Source organism: Haloplanus litoreus (genome assembly GCF_045690335.1).
Lineage (GTDB): Archaea > Halobacteriota > Halobacteria > Halobacteriales > Haloferacaceae > Haloplanus > Haloplanus litoreus.
This window is the reverse complement of the sequence record NZ_CP147874.1, coordinates 978,669-996,883: the sequence shown is the minus strand read 5'-3', so window position 1 is coordinate 996,883 and position 18,215 is coordinate 978,669. Positions and strand designations below refer to the sequence as shown.

The 18,215-nt window shown below is 68.8% G+C and carries 18 protein-coding genes; 7 read left to right on the top strand and 11 right to left on the bottom strand.

Annotation, left to right across the window (positions count from 1 at the left end; translation table 11 throughout):
• Window positions 1-3 precede the first annotated feature (3 nt).
• Window positions 4-1,614, bottom strand: a complete 1,611-nt coding sequence (locus tag V8686_RS05400; RefSeq protein ID WP_379702939.1) for a GTPBP1 family GTP-binding protein — start codon at window positions 1,612-1,614, stop codon at window positions 4-6.
• 66 nt (window positions 1,615-1,680) lie between these two features.
• The gene (locus V8686_RS05395) at window positions 1,681-2,163 is read right to left on the bottom strand and encodes a J domain-containing protein (RefSeq protein WP_379702938.1); all 483 of its coding nucleotides are present in this window, start codon (window positions 2,161-2,163) and stop codon (window positions 1,681-1,683) included.
• A 107-nt stretch (window positions 2,164-2,270) separates the two neighbouring features.
• Between V8686_RS05395 and V8686_RS05390 the strand changes: the two genes are divergently transcribed.
• Entirely contained in the window at window positions 2,271-2,993 is a 723-nt protein-coding gene (locus tag V8686_RS05390) for a hypothetical protein (RefSeq protein WP_379702937.1), read from the top strand.
• 25 nt (window positions 2,994-3,018) lie between these two features.
• Window positions 3,019-3,171 (top strand): hypothetical protein, encoded by a 153-nt coding sequence (locus V8686_RS05385; RefSeq protein ID WP_379702936.1) that lies wholly within the window; start codon window positions 3,019-3,021, stop codon window positions 3,169-3,171.
• Here V8686_RS05385 and pyrF read toward each other — a convergent pair whose 3' ends face one another.
• The 6 genes from pyrF to V8686_RS05355 all read right to left on the bottom strand — a co-directional run bounded on the left by pyrF (window position 3,172) and on the right by V8686_RS05355 (window position 8,821).
• Complete coding sequence (gene pyrF, locus V8686_RS05380) at window positions 3,172-4,029, bottom strand: orotidine-5'-phosphate decarboxylase (protein ID WP_379702935.1); 858 nt, start codon at window positions 4,027-4,029, stop codon at window positions 3,172-3,174. It abuts the gene before it with no gap.
• A 39-nt stretch (window positions 4,030-4,068) separates the two neighbouring features.
• Window positions 4,069-5,601, bottom strand: a complete 1,533-nt coding sequence (locus V8686_RS05375) for an amidohydrolase (protein ID WP_379702934.1) — start codon at window positions 5,599-5,601, stop codon at window positions 4,069-4,071.
• A gap of 37 nt (window positions 5,602-5,638) precedes the next feature.
• Entirely contained in the window at window positions 5,639-5,770 is a 132-nt protein-coding gene (locus tag V8686_RS05370; RefSeq protein WP_379702933.1) for a hypothetical protein, read from the bottom strand.
• Window positions 5,771-5,834: 64 nt separating this feature from the next.
• Window positions 5,835-7,664 carry a ribosome biogenesis/translation initiation ATPase RLI gene (locus V8686_RS05365; protein ID WP_379702932.1) on the bottom strand — a complete coding sequence of 610 codons (1,830 nt, stop codon included), beginning with the start codon at window positions 7,662-7,664 and terminating at the stop codon, window positions 5,835-5,837.
• Between the two features lie 2 nt (window positions 7,665-7,666).
• A complete protein-coding gene (locus V8686_RS05360; protein WP_379702931.1) occupies window positions 7,667-7,981 on the bottom strand; it encodes an EMC6-like membrane protein in 315 nt (104 codons plus the stop codon).
• A gap of 60 nt (window positions 7,982-8,041) precedes the next feature.
• Entirely contained in the window at window positions 8,042-8,821 is a 780-nt protein-coding gene (locus V8686_RS05355) for a DUF7527 domain-containing protein (RefSeq protein WP_379702930.1), read from the bottom strand.
• Between the two features lie 108 nt (window positions 8,822-8,929).
• Between V8686_RS05355 and V8686_RS05350 the strand changes: the two genes are divergently transcribed.
• Window positions 8,930-9,214, top strand: a complete 285-nt coding sequence (locus V8686_RS05350) for a winged helix-turn-helix transcriptional regulator (RefSeq protein ID WP_379702929.1) — start codon at window positions 8,930-8,932, stop codon at window positions 9,212-9,214.
• Here the strand turns inward: V8686_RS05350 and V8686_RS05345 are convergent.
• Window positions 9,211-11,076 (bottom strand): PINc/VapC family ATPase, encoded by a 1,866-nt coding sequence (locus V8686_RS05345; RefSeq protein ID WP_379702928.1) that lies wholly within the window; start codon window positions 11,074-11,076, stop codon window positions 9,211-9,213. The genes V8686_RS05350 and V8686_RS05345 overlap by 4 nt on opposite strands.
• A gap of 90 nt (window positions 11,077-11,166) precedes the next feature.
• On the opposite strand from V8686_RS05345, the gene V8686_RS05340 reads away from it, so the two are divergent.
• Window positions 11,167-12,276 carry a M20 family metallopeptidase gene (locus tag V8686_RS05340; RefSeq protein WP_379702927.1) on the top strand — a complete coding sequence of 370 codons (1,110 nt, stop codon included), beginning with the start codon at window positions 11,167-11,169 and terminating at the stop codon, window positions 12,274-12,276.
• Window positions 12,277-12,443: 167 nt separating this feature from the next.
• Here the strand turns inward: V8686_RS05340 and V8686_RS05335 are convergent, their stop codons facing one another.
• Both V8686_RS05335 and V8686_RS05330 read right to left on the bottom strand, forming a co-directional pair.
• A complete protein-coding gene (locus V8686_RS05335) occupies window positions 12,444-13,019 on the bottom strand; it encodes a P-loop NTPase family protein (RefSeq protein ID WP_379702926.1) in 576 nt (191 codons plus the stop codon).
• Window positions 13,016-14,341: an NRAMP family divalent metal transporter gene (locus V8686_RS05330; RefSeq protein WP_379702925.1), complete on the bottom strand. Its 1,326-nt coding sequence runs from the start codon at window positions 14,339-14,341 to the stop codon at window positions 13,016-13,018. Before V8686_RS05330 ends, V8686_RS05335 begins: the two co-directional genes overlap by 4 nt.
• A gap of 107 nt (window positions 14,342-14,448) precedes the next feature.
• Here V8686_RS05330 and V8686_RS05325 point away from each other — a divergent pair, with 107 nt between their 5' ends.
• The 3 genes from V8686_RS05325 to V8686_RS05315 all read left to right on the top strand — a co-directional run bounded on the left by V8686_RS05325 (window position 14,449) and on the right by V8686_RS05315 (window position 18,211).
• Window positions 14,449-15,957 carry a carboxypeptidase M32 gene (locus V8686_RS05325; protein WP_379702924.1) on the top strand — a complete coding sequence of 503 codons (1,509 nt, stop codon included), beginning with the start codon at window positions 14,449-14,451 and terminating at the stop codon, window positions 15,955-15,957.
• A gap of 70 nt (window positions 15,958-16,027) precedes the next feature.
• On the top strand, window positions 16,028-16,213 hold the full coding sequence (locus tag V8686_RS05320; protein WP_379702923.1) for an HVO_0416 family zinc finger protein: 186 nt from the start codon (window positions 16,028-16,030) through the stop codon (window positions 16,211-16,213).
• Window positions 16,214-16,366: 153 nt separating this feature from the next.
• Window positions 16,367-18,211, top strand: coding sequence for a UvrD-helicase domain-containing protein (locus V8686_RS05315; protein WP_379702922.1), 1,845 nt, complete (start codon window positions 16,367-16,369; stop codon window positions 18,209-18,211).
• Window positions 18,212-18,215: the final 4 nt, after the last annotated feature.

Here is an 18,215-nt window from a genome sequence, read left to right as displayed (position 1 = left end):
GGCTTACGAGGACGGGGAGACGTCGGTGACGGTGCCGACGCCCTTGCTCCGCCCCTCGCGGAAGACGAACCGCTGACCCTCCTCGACCAGGTAGGGGCGGAATTTGAATTCGACCGTCGTCGTGCCGTGGTCGCCGGGGAGGAGGTGCCCGCCCTCGGGGCGGAAGACGGCCGCCTCGCTGATCGTCTCCAGGTGGACGACGGGTTCGTAGCCCGTTCCGATACGTGTCGGGTGGTTGAGAACGACCACCTCGGCCTCGAACTCGCGGACGGGCGTGGGGTCGGCGTCCGCGGGCAGGAGGACCATGCCGCGTTCGATCTCGCGTTCGGCGACCCCCTTGAGCGCGATGCCGACGATGCGGCCGGCCTCGGCGCGGTCGACCCGGTGGTAGTGCATCTCGATGGAACGCACCTCCACCTCGCGGAAGCCGCCGCCGGACATCGGGCCGAGGAGGAGGTCGTCGCCCGCCTCGACGGTGCCGGAGTTGACCGTTCCCGAGGCGACGGCGCCGACGCCGGTGACGGCGTACGTCCGGTCGATGTACATTCGGAAGTCACCGTCGCCGCCGTTGGTCTTGGGGAGACGCTCGAACAGGTCGTCGAGGACGTCGAGGCCCGCACCCGAGACGGCGCTGGTCCGGAGGATGGGCACCACGTCGCCGATCTCCTCGGCGGCGACGCTCACGCCGTGGCGTTCGATGCGGAGCGGCGTCTCCTCGACGTCCCGCAGGAGCCGTTCGACTGCGCGTTCGACCTCTTCGATGCGATCCTCGCTCACCAGGTCCGTCTTCGTGATGGCCACCATCGTCGGCAGTTCCGTCGCGAGCAGGATACCGAGGTGTTCGCGGGTGGTCTTGGTTGGACCGTCGTCTGCGGCGACGGTCAGCAGGCCGTAGTCGAGTTTCTGCCCGACCAGTCCGCGGATGGTCGTCCGGAGCCACGGCTCGTGGCCGACGGTGTCGACGAACGAGACCAGCCGTTCGGACTCCTCGACGACGCGTGCGCGATCCGACTTCCGGTGAGGATTGTCCATCCGCACCGGTCCCGACTCGTCGAAACCGTACACCGCGTAGGAGAGATCCGCCGAGAGGCCACGTTCGACCTCGTGGGGCTGTACGTCGAGATACGACCGGGTTCCCCCCTGCCCGTCGTCGGCCTGGCCCGTCACCAGGGTGCCGACGAGTGTGCTCTTACCGTGGTCGACGTGCCCCGCCGTACCGACGACGATGTGGGTGTCGTCGGTGTCGAGGATGGCACCCTCACACACCGTGGCGACGCCGACGAGGCCGTTCTCGTCGTCGCGACCGACACCCCACGTCTCCACCTCCTCGATGTGTGCACCCGCCTCCTCGGCGAGCAAGGAGAGGACGTCCATCGACTCCGAGAACGCCGACGGCTCGATGCCGGCGACGTGGCCGTCGTCCGTGACGCCGACGACGTAGGTGGCCTCACCGTCGCCAGACAGCACCCGGTGGCGCAACTGCGCCGCCAGACTCTCCATCCGGCCGTCCACGAGGTGAACGTTCCGAGAGAGCCGTTCCTTGAACTCGATTGGGCCACCCTCCTCCTCGCCGCGCTCTAGGGCCTGCTCCAGAACGGCCCGATCGGCGGTCATGGGGCGTGATAGGCAATCACTCGGCAAAACGCTTTCCGTCGTGTGGGTCTTGTTGTCACACGAGAGTCAGTCGGTCAGCGTCTCGTAGGCGCGGTTCACCCGCTTGAACGCCGCTTCGTCGCCGTCCTCGGTGTCGGGGTGAACCTCCTTGACTCTGGTTCGGTAGGCGCGGCGCACCTCGTCCGCGTCCGCACCGGGGTCGAGTCCGAGCGTCTCGTAGGCCTCCCGTCGGCTCGGCCCGGAGTCGGGTGCCGGGCCCGCGGCGGCCCGGCGTCCGGTGCTCCCCGATCCCGTCCCCGCACCGCGGGCCGTCGCGCCGAAGCCGCCGGCCCCGCGCCGTCGCTCGCCACCTCTCGACTGTCGCACCCGGCGTCGGGTGCGCTCCTCCAGTCGCCCGGTCGCGTGGTTCCACATGATATACGTCGTCGCCGCGAAGGGGAGAGCCAAAAACAGCAAGAACAACTGTCGGACGAAGGCGAGCACCACCAGTACTACGGTAACACCGGCGAACACCGCCGCCAGGCCGAGTACGAGTCGGTCCCTGTCCACGTCCCCGGTTCGGTGGCCCATCGTTGTAAGCGTCTCGCCCGTGTCGGTCGCCACGCGTGCGACACGGCGAAAGGTTCAGGACGGTTCGTTGCGGAGTTGTCACTCACATGACCCTCCGTATCGGTGCCGCCCTGAAGAGCGGCGGCTATCGCCTCGCCAGTCGAACCGGTGCCCTCCTCACCGTCGGGTACCTCGTCCTGTACGTCGTCTACCAGACCGGGTTCAACGTCCTGATGAACGCACTCTACGCGCGGGCGGAGATGGCGGTCCAGATTCCCGCACCGGTCGCGCTCTCGCTCCCCGTCGCGGCCACCGTCGTCGTCGGCAGTCTGCTCGCACTCACGGTCCTGAGCGTCGTGGCGATCCGAACGTTCGTCGCCGACGAACGGGACGCCATCCCTCGGGAGTTCTGGACCGAGGGGTTGGGGTGGGCCGTCCTCAACCTCTTCGTCGGCGGCCTCGTGACCACGGTCCTCCTGACCGTCGGCTTCGCCCTCCTGATCGTTCCCGGTGTGTTCCTGCTCGTCGGGCTGGTGTTCATGGCGATGTACGTCGCCGTCGACGGCGACAACTTCGTCACCGCGATGCGGCGTAGCTGGGCGCTCGCCCGCGGGAACCGACTGTCGATTCTCGGACTCGTCCTCGTCGTGGCGTCGCTCGGCTTCGCGGTCGGCATCGGCTTCAGCGTGATGAACCTCGCTGCCTCACTCGCCGGATTCGGCGTCGTGACGCCCCTGCTGGCCGCCGTCCTCGTCGCCCCGATGACGATGTTCAACGTCGCGACGGTGGCAGCCGCCTTCGACCAGCTCCGGAGCCAGCCCACACGCTAAAGCCACGCGGCGCCGTAGCGCCACCATGAGCGTGACGGCCATCTGTCAGATATGCGAATCCGCACCGGCCGCCCACACATGCGATAGCTGTGGGGCGAACGTCTGTGCGGAGCATTACGACCGGGAGACCGGACTGTGTACGGTCTGTGCGGCCGAGGCCCGCGGCGGTGGGACCTGACTATCGATACCGGTTGAGACGCTTTTTCAGTCGTTTCGCCGCCTCACCCGCCGCGCCGAAGTAGGCCGCCTCGTCGCCGGCGGCCGCATCCTCGCCCGCGTTTCCGGCCCCCGACCGGGCGTTCGGTGAGCGCTGCTCACCGGCGAAGATGATGCCCCGCGAGGAGTTGACGAGGCCGACGCCGTCCGCGAGGCCGTACTCGACCGCCGCTTCGGCGTCGCCGCCCTGCGCACCCACACCGGGGACGAGGAAGGGGATGTCGGGCACCTCGGCCCGGAGCGTCTCCAGTTCCTCGGGCGCCGTCGCGCCCACGACCAACCCCACGTTCCCGTGTTCGTTCCAGAGGTCGGCGAGGGCCGCCACGCGGCGATAGAGCGGTTCGCCGGAGGCGAGTTCGAGATCCTGCAAGTCGGCTCCGCCCGGGTTGGACGGACGACAGAGGACGAAGACGCCCGCGTCCGCACGCGAGAGGAACGGATCCAGCGAGTCCCGGCCCATGTAGGGGGTGACGGTGATGGCGTCGACGTCGTCGAGCAGGGCCGCGTACTGCCGGGAGGTGTTGCCGATGTCGGCCCGCTTTGCGTCCAGGAGGACGGGGACGTCCGTTCCGTGGGCGTAGGCCACCGTCTCCCGAAGCGCCCGCCAGCCGTCGGCGTCCTCGTAGAACGCGGCGTTGGGCTTGTAACAGGCGGCGTGTTCGTGTGTGGCGTCGATGATCCGGCGGTTGAACGCCCACCGCGGCAGGTCACGGTCGGCGAGGAAGTCCGGAATCCGGTCGGGGTCGGCGTCGAGGCCGACCGAGACGACGCTGTCGACGCGCTCGATGCGCTCGCGCAGGCGGTCGAAGAAGGCGGTCATAGGTGGAGTGGTCCGGGCGCGGAGTAGAAGCTTGCGGGACTACCGCGCGTCGTGGACGATTCGGCCGTCGACGACGGTCACCGCCACGTCGATGGCGGCGATGTCGTCGACCACCCACGGCGACTCGTCGAGGGCGACGAAGTCGGCGCACTTCCCCGGTTCGACCGTCCCCAACCGGTCCTCGTCGAAGCCAGCGTACGCACTCCCGAGCGTGTACGCCCGGAGCGCCTCGGTCACGTCGAGTCGTTGGGCGTCCGTCGGCGCGTCGACGGCGTGGTGGACGCCGAACAGGGGGTCGAGGGGCATACAGTCGCTCCCGAACGCGAGGTGGATACCGGCGTCCGCGAGTCGGCCCAGCCGGTTCGTCTCCGTCCGACGGTCACCGAGGCGGTCGGCGTACAGCCCCCCCTCGCCGGCCCAGCGGTGGAAGTTGGGCTGGACCGACGCGACGACACCGCAGTCGGCCACCCGGTCGATGGCGTCGTCGCTGGCGAGTTCGGCGTGTTCGATCCGGTGGCGGGTGTCGGCGGTGGCCGACCGGTCGGCGAACGCGTCGACGACTTCGTCGACCGCCTCGTCGCCGATGGCGTGGGCGGCGACCTGAAAGCCCGCCGCCTCGGCGCCGTCGAGCAACTTCCGGAACGCCGCGGGCGTCACGCTCCACTCGCCGCGTTCGTCGGGAGCGTCCGCGTACGGTTCCGAGAGTTTCGCCGTCCGGCCGCCGAGACTCCCGTCGGTGAACGTCTTGATCGCTCCCACCCGGACCAGGCCGTCGCCGTGGTTCGTCCGCAGACCCGTCTCGACGAGGGCGTCGAGGTGGTCCGCCCAGTAGTTGAGGCGGACCCGGAGCGTCAGCTCGTCGGCGGCGTCGAGGTCACGGTAGACCCGCGGCGCGTGGGACCGCTGGACCATGTCGTGGACGGTCGTGACCCCGCGGGCGTTCGCGTACTCCTGTGCGGCCCGGAGGAGGGTCTCGGTCCCCGCCCGGTCCGGCGCGAGGGCGTCGAGGACCACCTCGGCGGCCGCCTCGACGACGACGCCGGTCGGCTCGCCACCCTCGCGCCGGACGCCTGACGCGGGCAGGTCGTCGCCGAAGCGGGCCAGAGCGGCAGAGGAGAGCGAGGCGACGTGGAGGTCCTCGCGAACGGCGACGACGGGTCCGGCGGCGTCGACGGCGTCCAGATCGGTCCGGGTGAGGTAGGCGTTCTCCCCCCAGGCCGACTCGTCGTACCCGAAGCCGAGGACCGGGTCGCCGGCGTCGACCACGGCGGCGCGGTCACGGAGGGCGTCGAGCGCCTCGTCCCGACTCTCGGCCGTCGAGAGGTCCGCGTGGACGCGCTTCCGGCCCACCACGTCGAGGTGCGTGTGCGCGTCGACGAAGCCGGGGAGGAGGACGCGCCCACCCAGGTCGAGGGTTCGAGTGTCGACGCCGGCGAGGAACTCGAGTTCGTACGCGTCGCCGACGCGGACGATCCGACCGTCACGGACGGCGACCGCTTCGTGGGTCTCGTCGGGTCGGGTCAGGGTGTGGACCTCCGCGTTCGTCACGAGGAGGTCGGCGGCTGCTGTCATGGCGGATGGCCGCGGGCGAGGGCCCTAACGCTTGCCCCTACTGCCGCAGTTTCCGGACGCCGTACGCGAGCATCTGGGCGCTGTAACAGAACACGCAGCCGCGGAATCGGGGGCGAGTGAGGTCGTCCGAGTCGGGGTCGGTCGCGTCGGCGTCGGTAGCGGTGGCCATGCCCCACCCTCGGCGCGGAGAAGGAAATCGCTGAAGCGGTCGTGCGCGTCGAGTGCCCAGCCGTCTACGGGGCGTAGTAGTACTCGCCCTGTCGCTTCTGCTTGCGGTCGAGTTGGCTGTCGGGCTTGTTGATGCGGGGACGACCCGTCCGCTCGTCGCGGCGGAACGTGATGTCCAGATCCGCGAGGAAGTCGTTCATCCCAGAGCGCATGTCCTGCGGCGTCGAGGCGTGGCCCCGCTTGGCGGGTTCGCCGTCGAACACCATCAGGCGGTCGGCCAACAGATCGATCATGTAGATGTCGTGGTCGATGACCATCGCCGTCGCGTCGTGATTCTCGGCGTAACGTCGGATGGCCGTCGTCGCCTGGACGCGTTGCTCGACGTCGAGGTGGGCCGACGGTTCGTCCAGTACGTAGAGGTCGGCGTCCTTCGAGAGGCAGGCCGCGATGGCGACCCGCTGGCGCTCCCCGCCGGAGAGGTCCGTCAACTGCTGTTCCATGATCCGCTCCAGTTGCAGGGGCTTGGCGATCTCCGTGTTCCAGAAGGAGGTGCCGAAGTCGTCGGTGATCGAGGAGAGGAAGGTGTCGACGCGCATCGGCTGATCCACCTCGACGTACTGGGGCTTGTACGCGATATCGAGGCGAAAGTCCATGTCGCCCTCGTCCGGTTCCAGTGACCCGGCGAACAGTTTCGCGAGCGTCGACTTCCCGATGCCGTTCGGGCCGACGACCCCCAGCACTTCGCTCTGGTAGATGGTGCCGCCCTCGACGGACAGCGAGAACTCGCCCTCGCCGTATGACTTCGTCAGATCGGGATAGTCGATCAGGGGTGTGCCGGTGACCGACTCGCGGGGGGCGTGTTCCTCGAACGTGATCTCGTCGGGACGAATCCGCATGTTCTCGTTGTCGAGGTAGCCCCGGAGATACTCGTTGATGCCGTTGCGCACGGACTTCGGGTCCGTGATGACGCCGTAGGCTCCCGGTTCGCCGTAGGCGACGTGGAGACGGTCGGCCAGCAAGTCGAGGACGGCGAGGTCGTGTTCGACCACGAGCATCGAGCGGTCCTCCTCGTCGGCGAGTTCACGGACGAGGCGGGCCGCCGTGACCCGCTGTCCGATGTCGAGATAGGGCGTGATCTCGTCGAGGAAGTAGAAGTCGGCGTCGCGAGCGAGCGTCGCCGCGAGGGCGACTCGCTGGAGTTCGCCACCCGACAGCGTGTCGATCGGCTGACCCATGACGGGACGGATGGAGAGGCGGTCGACCAGGTCGTCGACGACGCCGCGTTCGTCCGTTCCCGCCAGTAGCTCGCGGGTCTTCCCGTCGAACTGGTCGGGGATGCGGTCGACGTACTGTGGTTTGCGCGCGACGCGCACCTCGTCGTTCATCAGGCGTTCGAGGTAGTTCTGGAGCGCGGTACCGCGGTAGCGGTCGAGCACCGTCTCCCAGGTCGGGGCCTCGTCGTACCGGCCCAGGTTGGGGACCATCTCGTCCGCGAGAGCGTGGACGGCCGTCGACTTCCCGATGCCGTTCGGGCCGAGCAGCCCCGTGACAGTGCCCGATTCGGGCACCGGCAGGCCGTAGAGCGAGAAGGCGTTCTCGCCGTAGCGGTGGACGGGGTCCTCGTTCAGTTCCGAAGGGAGGTTGATGATCTCGATGGCGTCGAAGGGGCACTTCTCGACGCAGATGCCGCAGGTCTCGCCGAGACAGAGTTCCTCCGAGATGCTGATCTGGTCGGGACCACCCTCGTAGAGGTCCGGGTCGCCGTGGCGCTCCTCCAGCGTGACGATACACTCCTCGCCCGTCCGGTTCGGCGGACAGAAATTCGCACACTCGTAGTTACAGCGGTCGGGTTGACACCGGTCGAGGTCGACGACCGCGATGCTGTCGTCGGCCATCGTTACAGGGAGACGCCGGTGGTGAGGAGGATTGCGAACGTGATGAACCAGAGCGCGAACGTCATGAACGCCACGTAGAGGTGGTCCTTCGCGCCGAAGTCGGAGACGTCGACGCCGACGGCCTTCAGCACGGGATACTGGCCGGCGACGGCGGCCACGAGGAAGGCGAGCGCCCGAACGTCACTCGCCGACTCGGGGGCGGTCCCGACGACGGCGCCCGCGGCCAGCGCGGCGACGAGGCCGCCGAGGCAGGCGAGCGTGGTGACGGTCACCCCACGGATGTGTCCCGTGAGTCCCGTCTGCGTTTCCGTAGCCATACAGGTCCCTCCGGCACCGGGCGTCAAAAGGCGTTCGATACGGGGAATCCGGCCGGCGGGCTACAGATCCGGCACCGTCAGGTGGCACGTCTCGTCCTGCGCCTCGACCAGACACAGGTGAAAACCCCGCTGCCGCGAGAGCGTTACGAAACTTCGCCTGGCGGTCCGACTGAACAGGCCGCCACGAGTCGCTTCGGCGGCGACTTCCGTCGCGCCGGTGGCGAACCGACTCGTCACGAAAAACGCCGCGGCGAGCGTTCCCGTTGCTTCGGCCACGCGACTGGCACGCTCGACGAAGGAGTCGACCGGCACCGCGCCGGTCGGGGTCCCGTCCTCGCCGAACGTGGCGATAACGAGTGGGTCGGCCCTCTCGTCCCGAACCACCAGATCGAACGACGCCGAATCACGGCCGGTGCCGTCGGTCACGGCGTCGCCGTCGAAGTCGATGCGGTCGATCCGTTCGATCGACGCGTACAGTTTCGAGAGCCCGTCGCTCGTCCCCGTCCGCCGAATCTCGTAGAGGAGCGCCGTCAACAGCCACTCGACGAACCGGTATTCGGGTGCGTCACGGAGGAACGACCCGAACGAGCGTCCGTCGACGGTGACTCCATCCGCCTCGAACGCGGTGTGGGCGGCGAGGTGGAGGTTCGAGCGCAGCGCCGACTCGTCGATGCGCCCCTCGACGGCGTGTTCGAGTGTCCCGTCGGTGGTGTCCTCGTACCGCACGAACAGCGTCGTCCCCGCCAGCGCGTCGTCACGGGACAGGGACGACACCCGGCGCTCGGCGCCCTCGTAGGCGTCCCCCGTGGACCCGCCGGCTGAATCGTCTTCCGGAGCCATCGTCCGTGTCACGGTGACGCCCGTTCGATAAGAAACCGGCGGCGGGCCGTCGACCGCCGGCCCCGCGTCGGTGAACCTTTATTGCGGTGGCCGCGCTTTCCACACACGATGGCTGGAACTGAAGAGGAAGGTCTGGACGACCTTCCCCCGAGCGCGAAACTGGTTTTCAAGGTCCTCGAATACAACGGATCGCTGACCCAGAAGGGGATTGTCGAGGAGTCGATGCTGTCGGCCCGGACGGTCCGCTATGCGCTCGAACGGTTGGAGGACATCGGCGTCGTCGACGAGGACGTCTACTTCGCCGACGCACGACAGAATCTCTACCAGCTAAACGAAGCGGAACTGGCGAAAGACGGCGCCGACGCGGAAGCGCCCTGTGTCGAGTGCGACTAGGCAGAGACGACCGTAATCCGCTGTTTGTGGTCGAGTGCGTGTTCGAGTTCGTCGGCGATGGCGCTCCCGCGTGAGACCTGAATCTCGCCACCGCGGCCCACCGTCGCCGTAAACAGGTACTCGCCGTCCGCCCGTACCTCGACGGTCTGTCCGACGTCCGCCGCGTCGGCGGCGTCGACGACGACGTGTCTGGAGGTCACCTCGGGGGTGACGACGGTGCCCTCGCGGTCGGTGGCGCCACCACTGCCGCCACCGCCGCCACCGTTCGACCCACCGCTCGACGGCCGTTCGTCGAGCGTCCGGACGTCGATATCGATGCCGAGGCGGTCCTCGACGTCGCTGATCCGCCCGCCGCCCTTGCCGATCACGTAGGAGATGTCGTCCTCTTCGACGTAGACGACGGCCTCGTTCTGTCCCTTGAGTTCCACCTCGACGTGACCGCGGGCGATGGAGCGAATCTCGCGTTCGACCTCCTTGCGGGCCAGTCGGGAAACGCCCGTCTCGCTCGACTCGTCGCCGTCGAGGGGGACGGTCACGACCTGCCGGTTGAACGTGTAGATCTCGAAAGCGGGGTCGCCGGTCTCGAAGTCCGAAATCTGGATGACCGGGCGGGCGAGGTCCTCGGCGGTCAGACCTTCGGGCACCTTCACTTCCGTGGTGACGTCGTAGACGGTGTCGACGCGTCCGGCCTCGATGTAGACCACCGTGTCGACCACCTGCGGGATCATGCCGAGTTCGACCCGGCCGACCAGCCGCTGGAGCGCGTCGATGGCGCGGGTGGCGTGGACGACGCCGACCATACCGACGCCCGCGAGGCGCATGTCGGCGAAGACCTCGAAGTCGTCGGTCTTGCGCACCTCGTCGTAGATGGTGTAGTCCGGGCGGACCAACAGCAGGGAGTCGGCGGTCTTCGCCATGTCGCCGCCGAGTGCCGTGTACTGGGTGATGTCGGAGCCCACCTGCAGGTCGCGGGGCTTCTCCATCGTCTTCACCGCGTTGTCGTGACTGGCGAGGAACTCCGCGACCGCCTGTGCGAACGTGGACTTGCCGGCGCCCGGCGCCCCGGCGATGAGGACGCCACGCTGGCGCTCCAGCAGACGCTCCTTGAGGTCCTCGGCGAACTCGTAGTCTTCGAGGTCCGTCTTGACGATGGGCCGGACGGCGGTGATTTCGAAGCCGTCCGCGAACGGCGGGCGGGCGACCGCGATGCGGTAGGAGCGGTACTGGACGATGGTCATCCCCGGTTCGTCGAGTTCGACGAACCCGTCGGGACTGGCCCGCGCCGTCTCCGCGATGTCGTGGGCGAACTCCTTCATCTCCGCCTCGGTGGTCACCTCGTCGCGGATGACCTCGTAGTGCATGTCGCCGATGGCACCGCGTTTGGCTCTCGGCTTCGCCCCCGCACGGAGGTGGACGCTCATCGTCGTCTCGTCGAAGAAGGACTCGATCTGGAGGCCCTCGGCATCGCGGCCACGGGGCTCGACGTACTCCACGTCCAGCCCCTTCGCCCGACTCACCTCGGCTTGCACCACGTCGCTCGTCAGGAGGGTGGCGCCGAGTTCGGCGGCCACGTCACGGACGATGGCGTCGATTTCGCCCTCGTCGGCGCTTCGCTTCTGCCCGGCGTCGGGTCGCTTGCCGTGGTACTCGACGGTGATAGTCGACGACTCGGCCAGGTCGACGAGCCGCTGGAGTTCCTCGATTCCCTCCCAGCCGGTGTCGTGGCCCTCGTTGGCCTGCCACTCCAGTTCGCCGACGACGGCCTCGGGGACGGTGATCGTCGCCCCCTCGTAGGCCCCCGACTCGACGCGTTCGGACACGCGGCCGTCGATGACCGCGCTCGTGTCCGGTACGACGTTCATGGTGGAATTCGGAGGGCGAGACGGATAAGGGTATTCAAGCGGCGGCTCCCCGGCCGGCAGTATAAGACGACGGCTCCCCTCGACCGAGCCATGAGCGAGGTCCGCGACCTGACCCGCCGTCTGGTCTCGATCCCCAGCCACGAGGACGAACGCGCGGCCGGCGACGCCGTCGAATCCTGGCTCCGCGAGGAGACGACGGCGACGGTCGCGCGCGACGAGGACGGCAACGTCTTCGCCCGACGCGGCGACGGCCCCCGGTCGCTCGCGTTCGTCGGCCACCACGACGTGGTGCCCCCGGCCGACGACCAGGTGGGAGCGAACGGCGACGAGTACGTCGTCGAGGAACGGTCGGGGCGCCTCCACGGCCGCGGCACCGCCGACATGAAGGGGAGTCTGGCGGCGGCGATGCTCGCCTTCCGCGACGCGGAAGTGGGTGCGCCGGAGACGCCCGCCGATCCGGTCGACCAGCTCGTCTTCGCCTCCTTCGTCGGCGAGGAACAGGGAGGCGTCGGCGCCCGCGCCGCCATCGACGACGGCTTCGCTCCCGACTACGCAGTCGTCGGCGAGGGGTCGACCGGCTACTCGGCTCCGGGCGTGACGGACGTCGCCGTCGCCCACAAGGGCCGACGTGGGAGCACGATCCACGCACGTGGCGAGGGCGCCCACGCGAGCGAACCCGAGGCCGGCGAGAACGCCGTCTACCGTGCCTGCGACGCCGTCGACGTGGTACGGGACCTCGACGCACCGGAGACGACGGTGCTGGGCCAGCACCTCTCGGGGAGCGTCGCCGTCACCGAAATCGAGGGCGGGTCGGCGTGGAACGTGATTCCCGAGGACTGTGCGGTGACGGTCGACGAGCGAACGGTCCCGGGAGAACGGGCGGCTCTGGAGCGAGTCGAGTCCGCACCGGGCGTCGAGTGGACCGTCGACCAGGACCTCCCGCCGATGGCCTGTGACGACGCCGACTTCGCCGCGACGGTCCTCGGGGCGGCGGCGGGCGTTCAGGACGGATCGCCGGAACGAGTCGCCAAACCCCACGCGACCGACGCGGGGTGGCTGGCGGCCGCCGGGACCACCTGCGTCGTCTGTGGCGCCGCGGAACCGGGCGAGGCACACACCGCGACCGAGAGCGTCGACGTCGAGGTACTGGAGCGGTGCGAACGCCTCTACCGGCGGGTCGCCGAATCGCTCGTCGCCTAGTCCGCCTCGCGGAGTCGCTGCGGGCGTCCAATTGGGAGACGACGAGGACGACGAACGACGGACCGGGCAGTTGGCGGCCGAGCGCAGCGGCGACGAAGCGTCGGTCGAGGAGTCCGGGAATCCGGAGCGTGACCACGTGCCTCGACCGGATCGACGAACGGATACGACTACGCCTCGCCGTCCAGCCGAACCACGCGGTCGACGCGGGCCCGGAACGCCGAGAGCGCCTCGCGTTCGGCGCGCGAGACGGGGTCCGAACCGGCCAGAGCGTCGGCTTCAAGGGCGTTCAGGACTGCCACTTCGGCCCCGGCACAGTAGTCGAGCAGACGGTCGGGGTCGGCATCGGGGTCGGGGGTCTGGAAGGGGATGGTGGCGTCGTTGACGAAGACGGCGCGGGGATCGGGGGGCGCGGCGTCGAACACCTCGGCCGCCCGGCGGGCGTTGTCGGCCGCGAGGGAGAGTGCCTCGTCGTCGTCGGCGGCGGTGGCTCGGGGGGCGTGGGCATCGAGGACGCCGTACCACACGTCGGCCGGCGGGGTGACGAAGCGGTCGAGGCGCCCGCCGAGGACGCGCCCGTCGCGTTCGACTTCGGGGGCGAACTCGAAGATGACGACGCCGTCGGTACCATCACGCTCCAGCCACGCGGTCAGCGCGTCGGCCGTCGACCGGGTCTTGCCGACGTTCGAGGGACCGACGATCAGGGTCGAGCCGGCGAGCGGGAAGGGGAGGTCGGGGTGGGTCACGATCCGAGTTCGTCGCGGGCGTACTTGCCGCCGAGTCCCAGCATGGCGAGAGCGAGGGCGACGGCGAAAGCGAGCACGAACCCGGAGAGAGCGCCGACGCCGCCGGCGACCTGTTCGCGGACGAAGTTGGCGGCGAGCGCGCCCGTCACGAGCAAGAGCGCCACGCCGCCGACGTTCGCGAGGGTCGAGTTACGGTCGGGGACGGCACCCGAGTTGAGCAGGTAGAGGACGATGGCGATGGCGAAGGGAGTGCCGACGGTGCCGAGGGCGAGGACGAGGACGAGTTGGCCGAGCACCGCGCCGCCGATGAACGCGCCGGGCGCCGAGAGGAGCGCGACGGCGACGAGGAGCGCCCGATAGCGGGAGTCCTCGATGGTCGTCCCCCAGCCGAGTTTGTCCGCGAGGAGGAAGGGGGGAACGATGGTGTTGCCGCCGAGGGTCGAGACGGCGGCCCCCCAGAGTCCGAGGAGGAACAGCCACTTGGCGCTCGGGCCGACCAGCGGGCCGAGGGCCTGTGCGGCGCCGACGGTGGAGAGGTCGGCGGAGGTGAGGACACTCGCGGTGACGAGGAAGATAGCGAGGCTATAGACGCCGAAGGCGACGAGCATGGACGCCCCGATGTCGAAGGTCGCCGCGTCGTAGTTCTCGCGGGTCCAGCCGCGCGAGCGCATCGTGTAGGAGTGCATCGTAATGAGGGTGATGTGGACCGCGCCGCCGAGGATGCCCGCGGCGACGAGGGCGCCGCCGGTGGGGACGCTGGGCACGAGGCCGGTCAGGGCCGCACCGGCGTCGACCGGCACGACGAACAGGCTGGCGACGAAGGCGACGACGACCAGTGAGACGAGCAGTTTCGCCGCGAGTTCGAGAAAGCGGTACCCGCGGCCGGCGAGGCCGAGAGCGAGGACGAGCGCCCAGACAACGCCCCAGACCCGGGCGTCGACACCCGTAACCGTCGCGGAGACGGTGGCGACGGTCTTCATGATGACGAGTTGGGCGACACCCGCGGCGATCACCGCGTCCGCGACGAGCAGCCACGCCCAGGACTCGCCGAGGGTGTCCTCGACGACGGCGACGATGCCGCGCTCGGTCAGGAGACCGAGGCGCATCGCGAGGTACTGGGCGAGTGCCCCCGCACCCGCGGAGAGGACGACCACCCACAGTAGCTGGTAGCCGAAGGCCGCCCCGGCGGTGACGAGACTGGCGATGGTCGCCGGCCCCGCCGCGATGGCGCCGGCGACCCACGATGGCCCCATCTCGGAGAGATATCCCTCGATGCGTTCGGTGACCCCAGGTGGTGCGTGGGCCACGTCCGTATCCGTCATGCACCCCGGTCGTCGCCTCGTCCGTATAGGTGTTACCACTCCGTGGTATCACTCGGCGGCAGCAGTCCGGACGCGGGGTTGATTACGGCGCGGACCCACGTCGGGACATGAGCGACACGACATCGGCCGCCTACGGCGACCTGCTCGACCGGGTCGGCCGGCTTTCCAACGTCTCGCACGCCTCCGAACTGCTCTCCTGGGATCAGCAGGTGATGATGCCCGACGAGGGGACGCCCGCCCGCTCCCGGCAGCTCTCGGCGCTCTCCGCGGTGCGTCACGACCTGCTCACCGACGACGAACTCGGCCGCCTGCTCGACGACCTGGAGGCCGCCGGTCTCGACGACGAGAGGCGTGCGGTGGTCCGCGAGGTGCGCCGGGAGCAGGAACGCGCCGTGCGCGTGCCGACGGCTCTGGTCGAGCGCATCTCGGCCGCGTCCTCGGAGGCGCTGACCGCGTGGCGCGAGGCGAAAGCCGAGGACGACTTCGGGACGTTCGCGCCGCACCTGTCGGAACTGCTCGATCTGAAGCGTCGGTACGCCGAGCACGTCGATCCGGACCGGGACCCCTACGAAGTGCTGTTCGAGGAGTACGAACCCTGTTTACCCCTCGACCACGCCGAGGACGTGCTGACCTCGCTCCGGGAGGCGGTGGTACCGCTGGTCGAGGACATCCGGGCCGCGGACGCGGACCTCGCGACGGACACGTTCACCGGGACGTTCGCGGCCGACCGTCAGGATGGGCTGATGCGGGACACGTTGGACGCCCTCGGCTATCCGTGGGAGCGCGGCCGTCTGGACGTCGCCCCGCACCCGTTCTCGACGGGGACCACCTACGACGCCAGGATCACCACCCGCTACGACGAGGACGACCCCATCGGGGCGCTCCTCTCGACGGTCCACGAGTTCGGCCACGCCACCTACACGCTCGGGCTACCCGACGACGCCTACGGGACGCCGCTCGGCGAGGCGCGTGACCTCTCGATCCACGAGTCTCAGTCCCGCCTCTGGGAGAACCACGTCGGCCGGTCGCGGGCGTTCTGGGAGCGGTTCCTCCCCCGTGTCGTCGAGGCGTTCCCGGGCGTCGGCGACCCGAGCGTCCGCGAGGCCTACGAAGCCGTCAACGCCGTCGACCCCTCGAACCTCGTCCGAGTCGAGGCCGACGAACTCACCTACCACCTGCATATCGTCCTGCGGTTCGAGATCGAGCGGGACCTGCTCCGGGGTGACCTGGACGTGGCGGAGGTGCCCGCCGTCTGGAACGACAAGATGGAGTCCTACCTCGGCGTGCGCCCCGAGACGGACGCCGAGGGGTGTCTGCAGGACATCCACTGGTCGCACGGGAGTTTCGGCTACTTCCCGACGTACTCGCTGGGGAGCGTGATCGCCGCGCAGCTGTTCGACGCCGCGGCGGCGGATCTGGAGGGCCTCGACGATCTGATCCGTGCGGGCGAGTTCGATCCACTCCACGACTGGCTGACCGACCGCATCCACCGCCACGGCAAGCGCTTCGAGACGAACGAACTCGTGCGGCGGACGACGGGCGAGGACGTGTCGGCGGACGCCTTCGTCGACTACGCGACGGCGAAGTACGGCGAGCTGTACGGGCTACAGGGATAGAGAGACGGTGTCACGTCACATTTACCCACACCAATACGCCTAAGTGCTGGTATGACATACCATGACGTGTATGGCAGCCGGACCCAGCGAACACGACGACGAACTGTTCGACCAGTTCCTCGCGGACAACGGCCACGAGACGACGACGGTACGCTGGGAACGATCCTATAACAAGCTGCAGTGCCCGGACTGTGGGGCCCTGCACGACGAGTCGGCCACCGACTGCTCGGTCTGTGGGTGGGACCCGGCCGCCTGACCGGCGACGCCCTACAGTAGCGTTTGGAGCGGTCTGCACGCCCGATCGCTAGACTGCGTGTGCTCGGGCGTGCAATGACCTACAACGGCTACTGTGGTTCTCCAACCCGCCGATCCACGTCGTTTATCATGCCTGAGGGCGTGTGACACTACGATGAGCGACGACGCTACGGTCACCCGTCTCTTCGGGGGCCCCGGCAGCGGGAAGACCACCGCCCTCCTCGACCGCGTCGACGAACTGCTGGAAGACGACGACGTGAGCATTCGTGACGTGCTCGTCGTCTCCTATACGCGTGCCGCCGCCGCGGAGGTCCGCGAACGTCTCGCCGAGCGACTCGACGTCTCGCCCCGGGCACTCCAGGGCAACGTCTGTACGATGCACGCGAAGGCGTACGAACTGCTCGACCTCTCACGTGGTGACGTGGTCGGCGAGTCGGACAAAGAGGAGTTCTGCGAGGAGTACGGCGTCGAGTACGAGGACGAGTACGGCGGCGCCGGGCGCCGCACCGCCCGGTCGACGACGCTCGGCAACAAGATCATCGCGACGAGTCAGTGGCTCCAGCGAACCCAGCGCGACGTCGCCGACTGGTACGACGTGCCGTTCCAGTGGGACGTGGAGGCAGTCCGCCTCCCCCCGGACGAGGACCCGAACGCCCAGGAGGGGAACAAGTACACCCCGACGTGGCCCGCCGACGACGAGCGGATCGACGTGCCGCAGGTGATCCGAGCGTGGCGGTCCTACAAGGGCGAACACGGACTCGTCGGCTTCGCCGACATGCTGGAACGAGTGGCCGAACGCTCGCTGGTCCCCCACGTCGACTACCTCGTCATCGACGAGTTCCAGGACATCACCACCCTCCAGTACGAGGTGTACGAGGAGTGGAAACCCCACATGGAGGGCGTCCTGATCGCGGGCGACGACGACCAGGTCGTCTACGCGTGGCAGGGCGCCGACCCGAGCATCCTGCTCGACGCCGAGGTCAGCGAGGACGTCGTGCTTCCCAACTCCTACCGGCTCCCGTCGCGCATCCTCAACGTGGTCAACCGGGAGATTCGCCACATCACGAAACGTCAGGAGAAGGACCTCAACCCGCGCAAGGACGGGGGCGTCGTCGAGGGTATCGAGAGCCCGTCGATGTTCGAGGTGGTGCGGAACGTCCAGCACACCGTCGACAACACGGACGAGACGATCATGGTCCTCTTCCGGGCACGCTATCAGATGTTCCAGTTCATCGACGATTTCCTCCCGAAAGGCATCCCCTTCTCCGTGATGACGGACCAGCGGATGTGGACCGACCGCCTCACACAGTACGTCCGCGCCGTCGAGAAACTCGACGAGGACGATCCGATCACGGGACTGGAGGCCCGCCGACTCGCGGACATGCTCCAGGACTCGGCGTTCGGGACGAACGAGCGCGACGACTTCTACGACTACCTCGACGACGCGGAGGAGGCGGCCGACGCCGACGACGTCGCGGAACTCTCCGTCGACCCCGGCGTCGTGACCGACCACGTGCCGTTCATGCCGGAACCCGCCGCCGCGGGCGATATGGTCCGCAAGGTGACGAGTTTCCAGCGAAAATCCGTCGACGCCTACTTCGGCGGCGACTACGCCGGGATGGACCCGAGTCGGGTCCGCGTCGGCACCATCCACTCCGCGAAGGGCCGGGAAGCCGACCACGTGTTCGTCTGTACCGACCTGACCGAGAAGGTGGTCGAACAGATGGCCGCGAGCGTCGACGACCCCACGGACGTCGACGGCGTCGAGGAGTTCACCGCCCACACCAGCCCCGTGCCCGTCCTCACCGACAACGAGCGCCGCGTCTTCTACGTCGGGATGAGCCGCGCCCGGGAGCGCCTCGTGTTGCTGGAGAACCTGATCGGTGGCGCACCCACGCTCCCTATCAGCGTCCTCCTACACAACGAACTCCGCGAGACGGAGGCCGCGGAGATGTTGGAGGAAGCCCAGGCGACGCCGGCCCCCGAACCGGAGCCGTGACGCC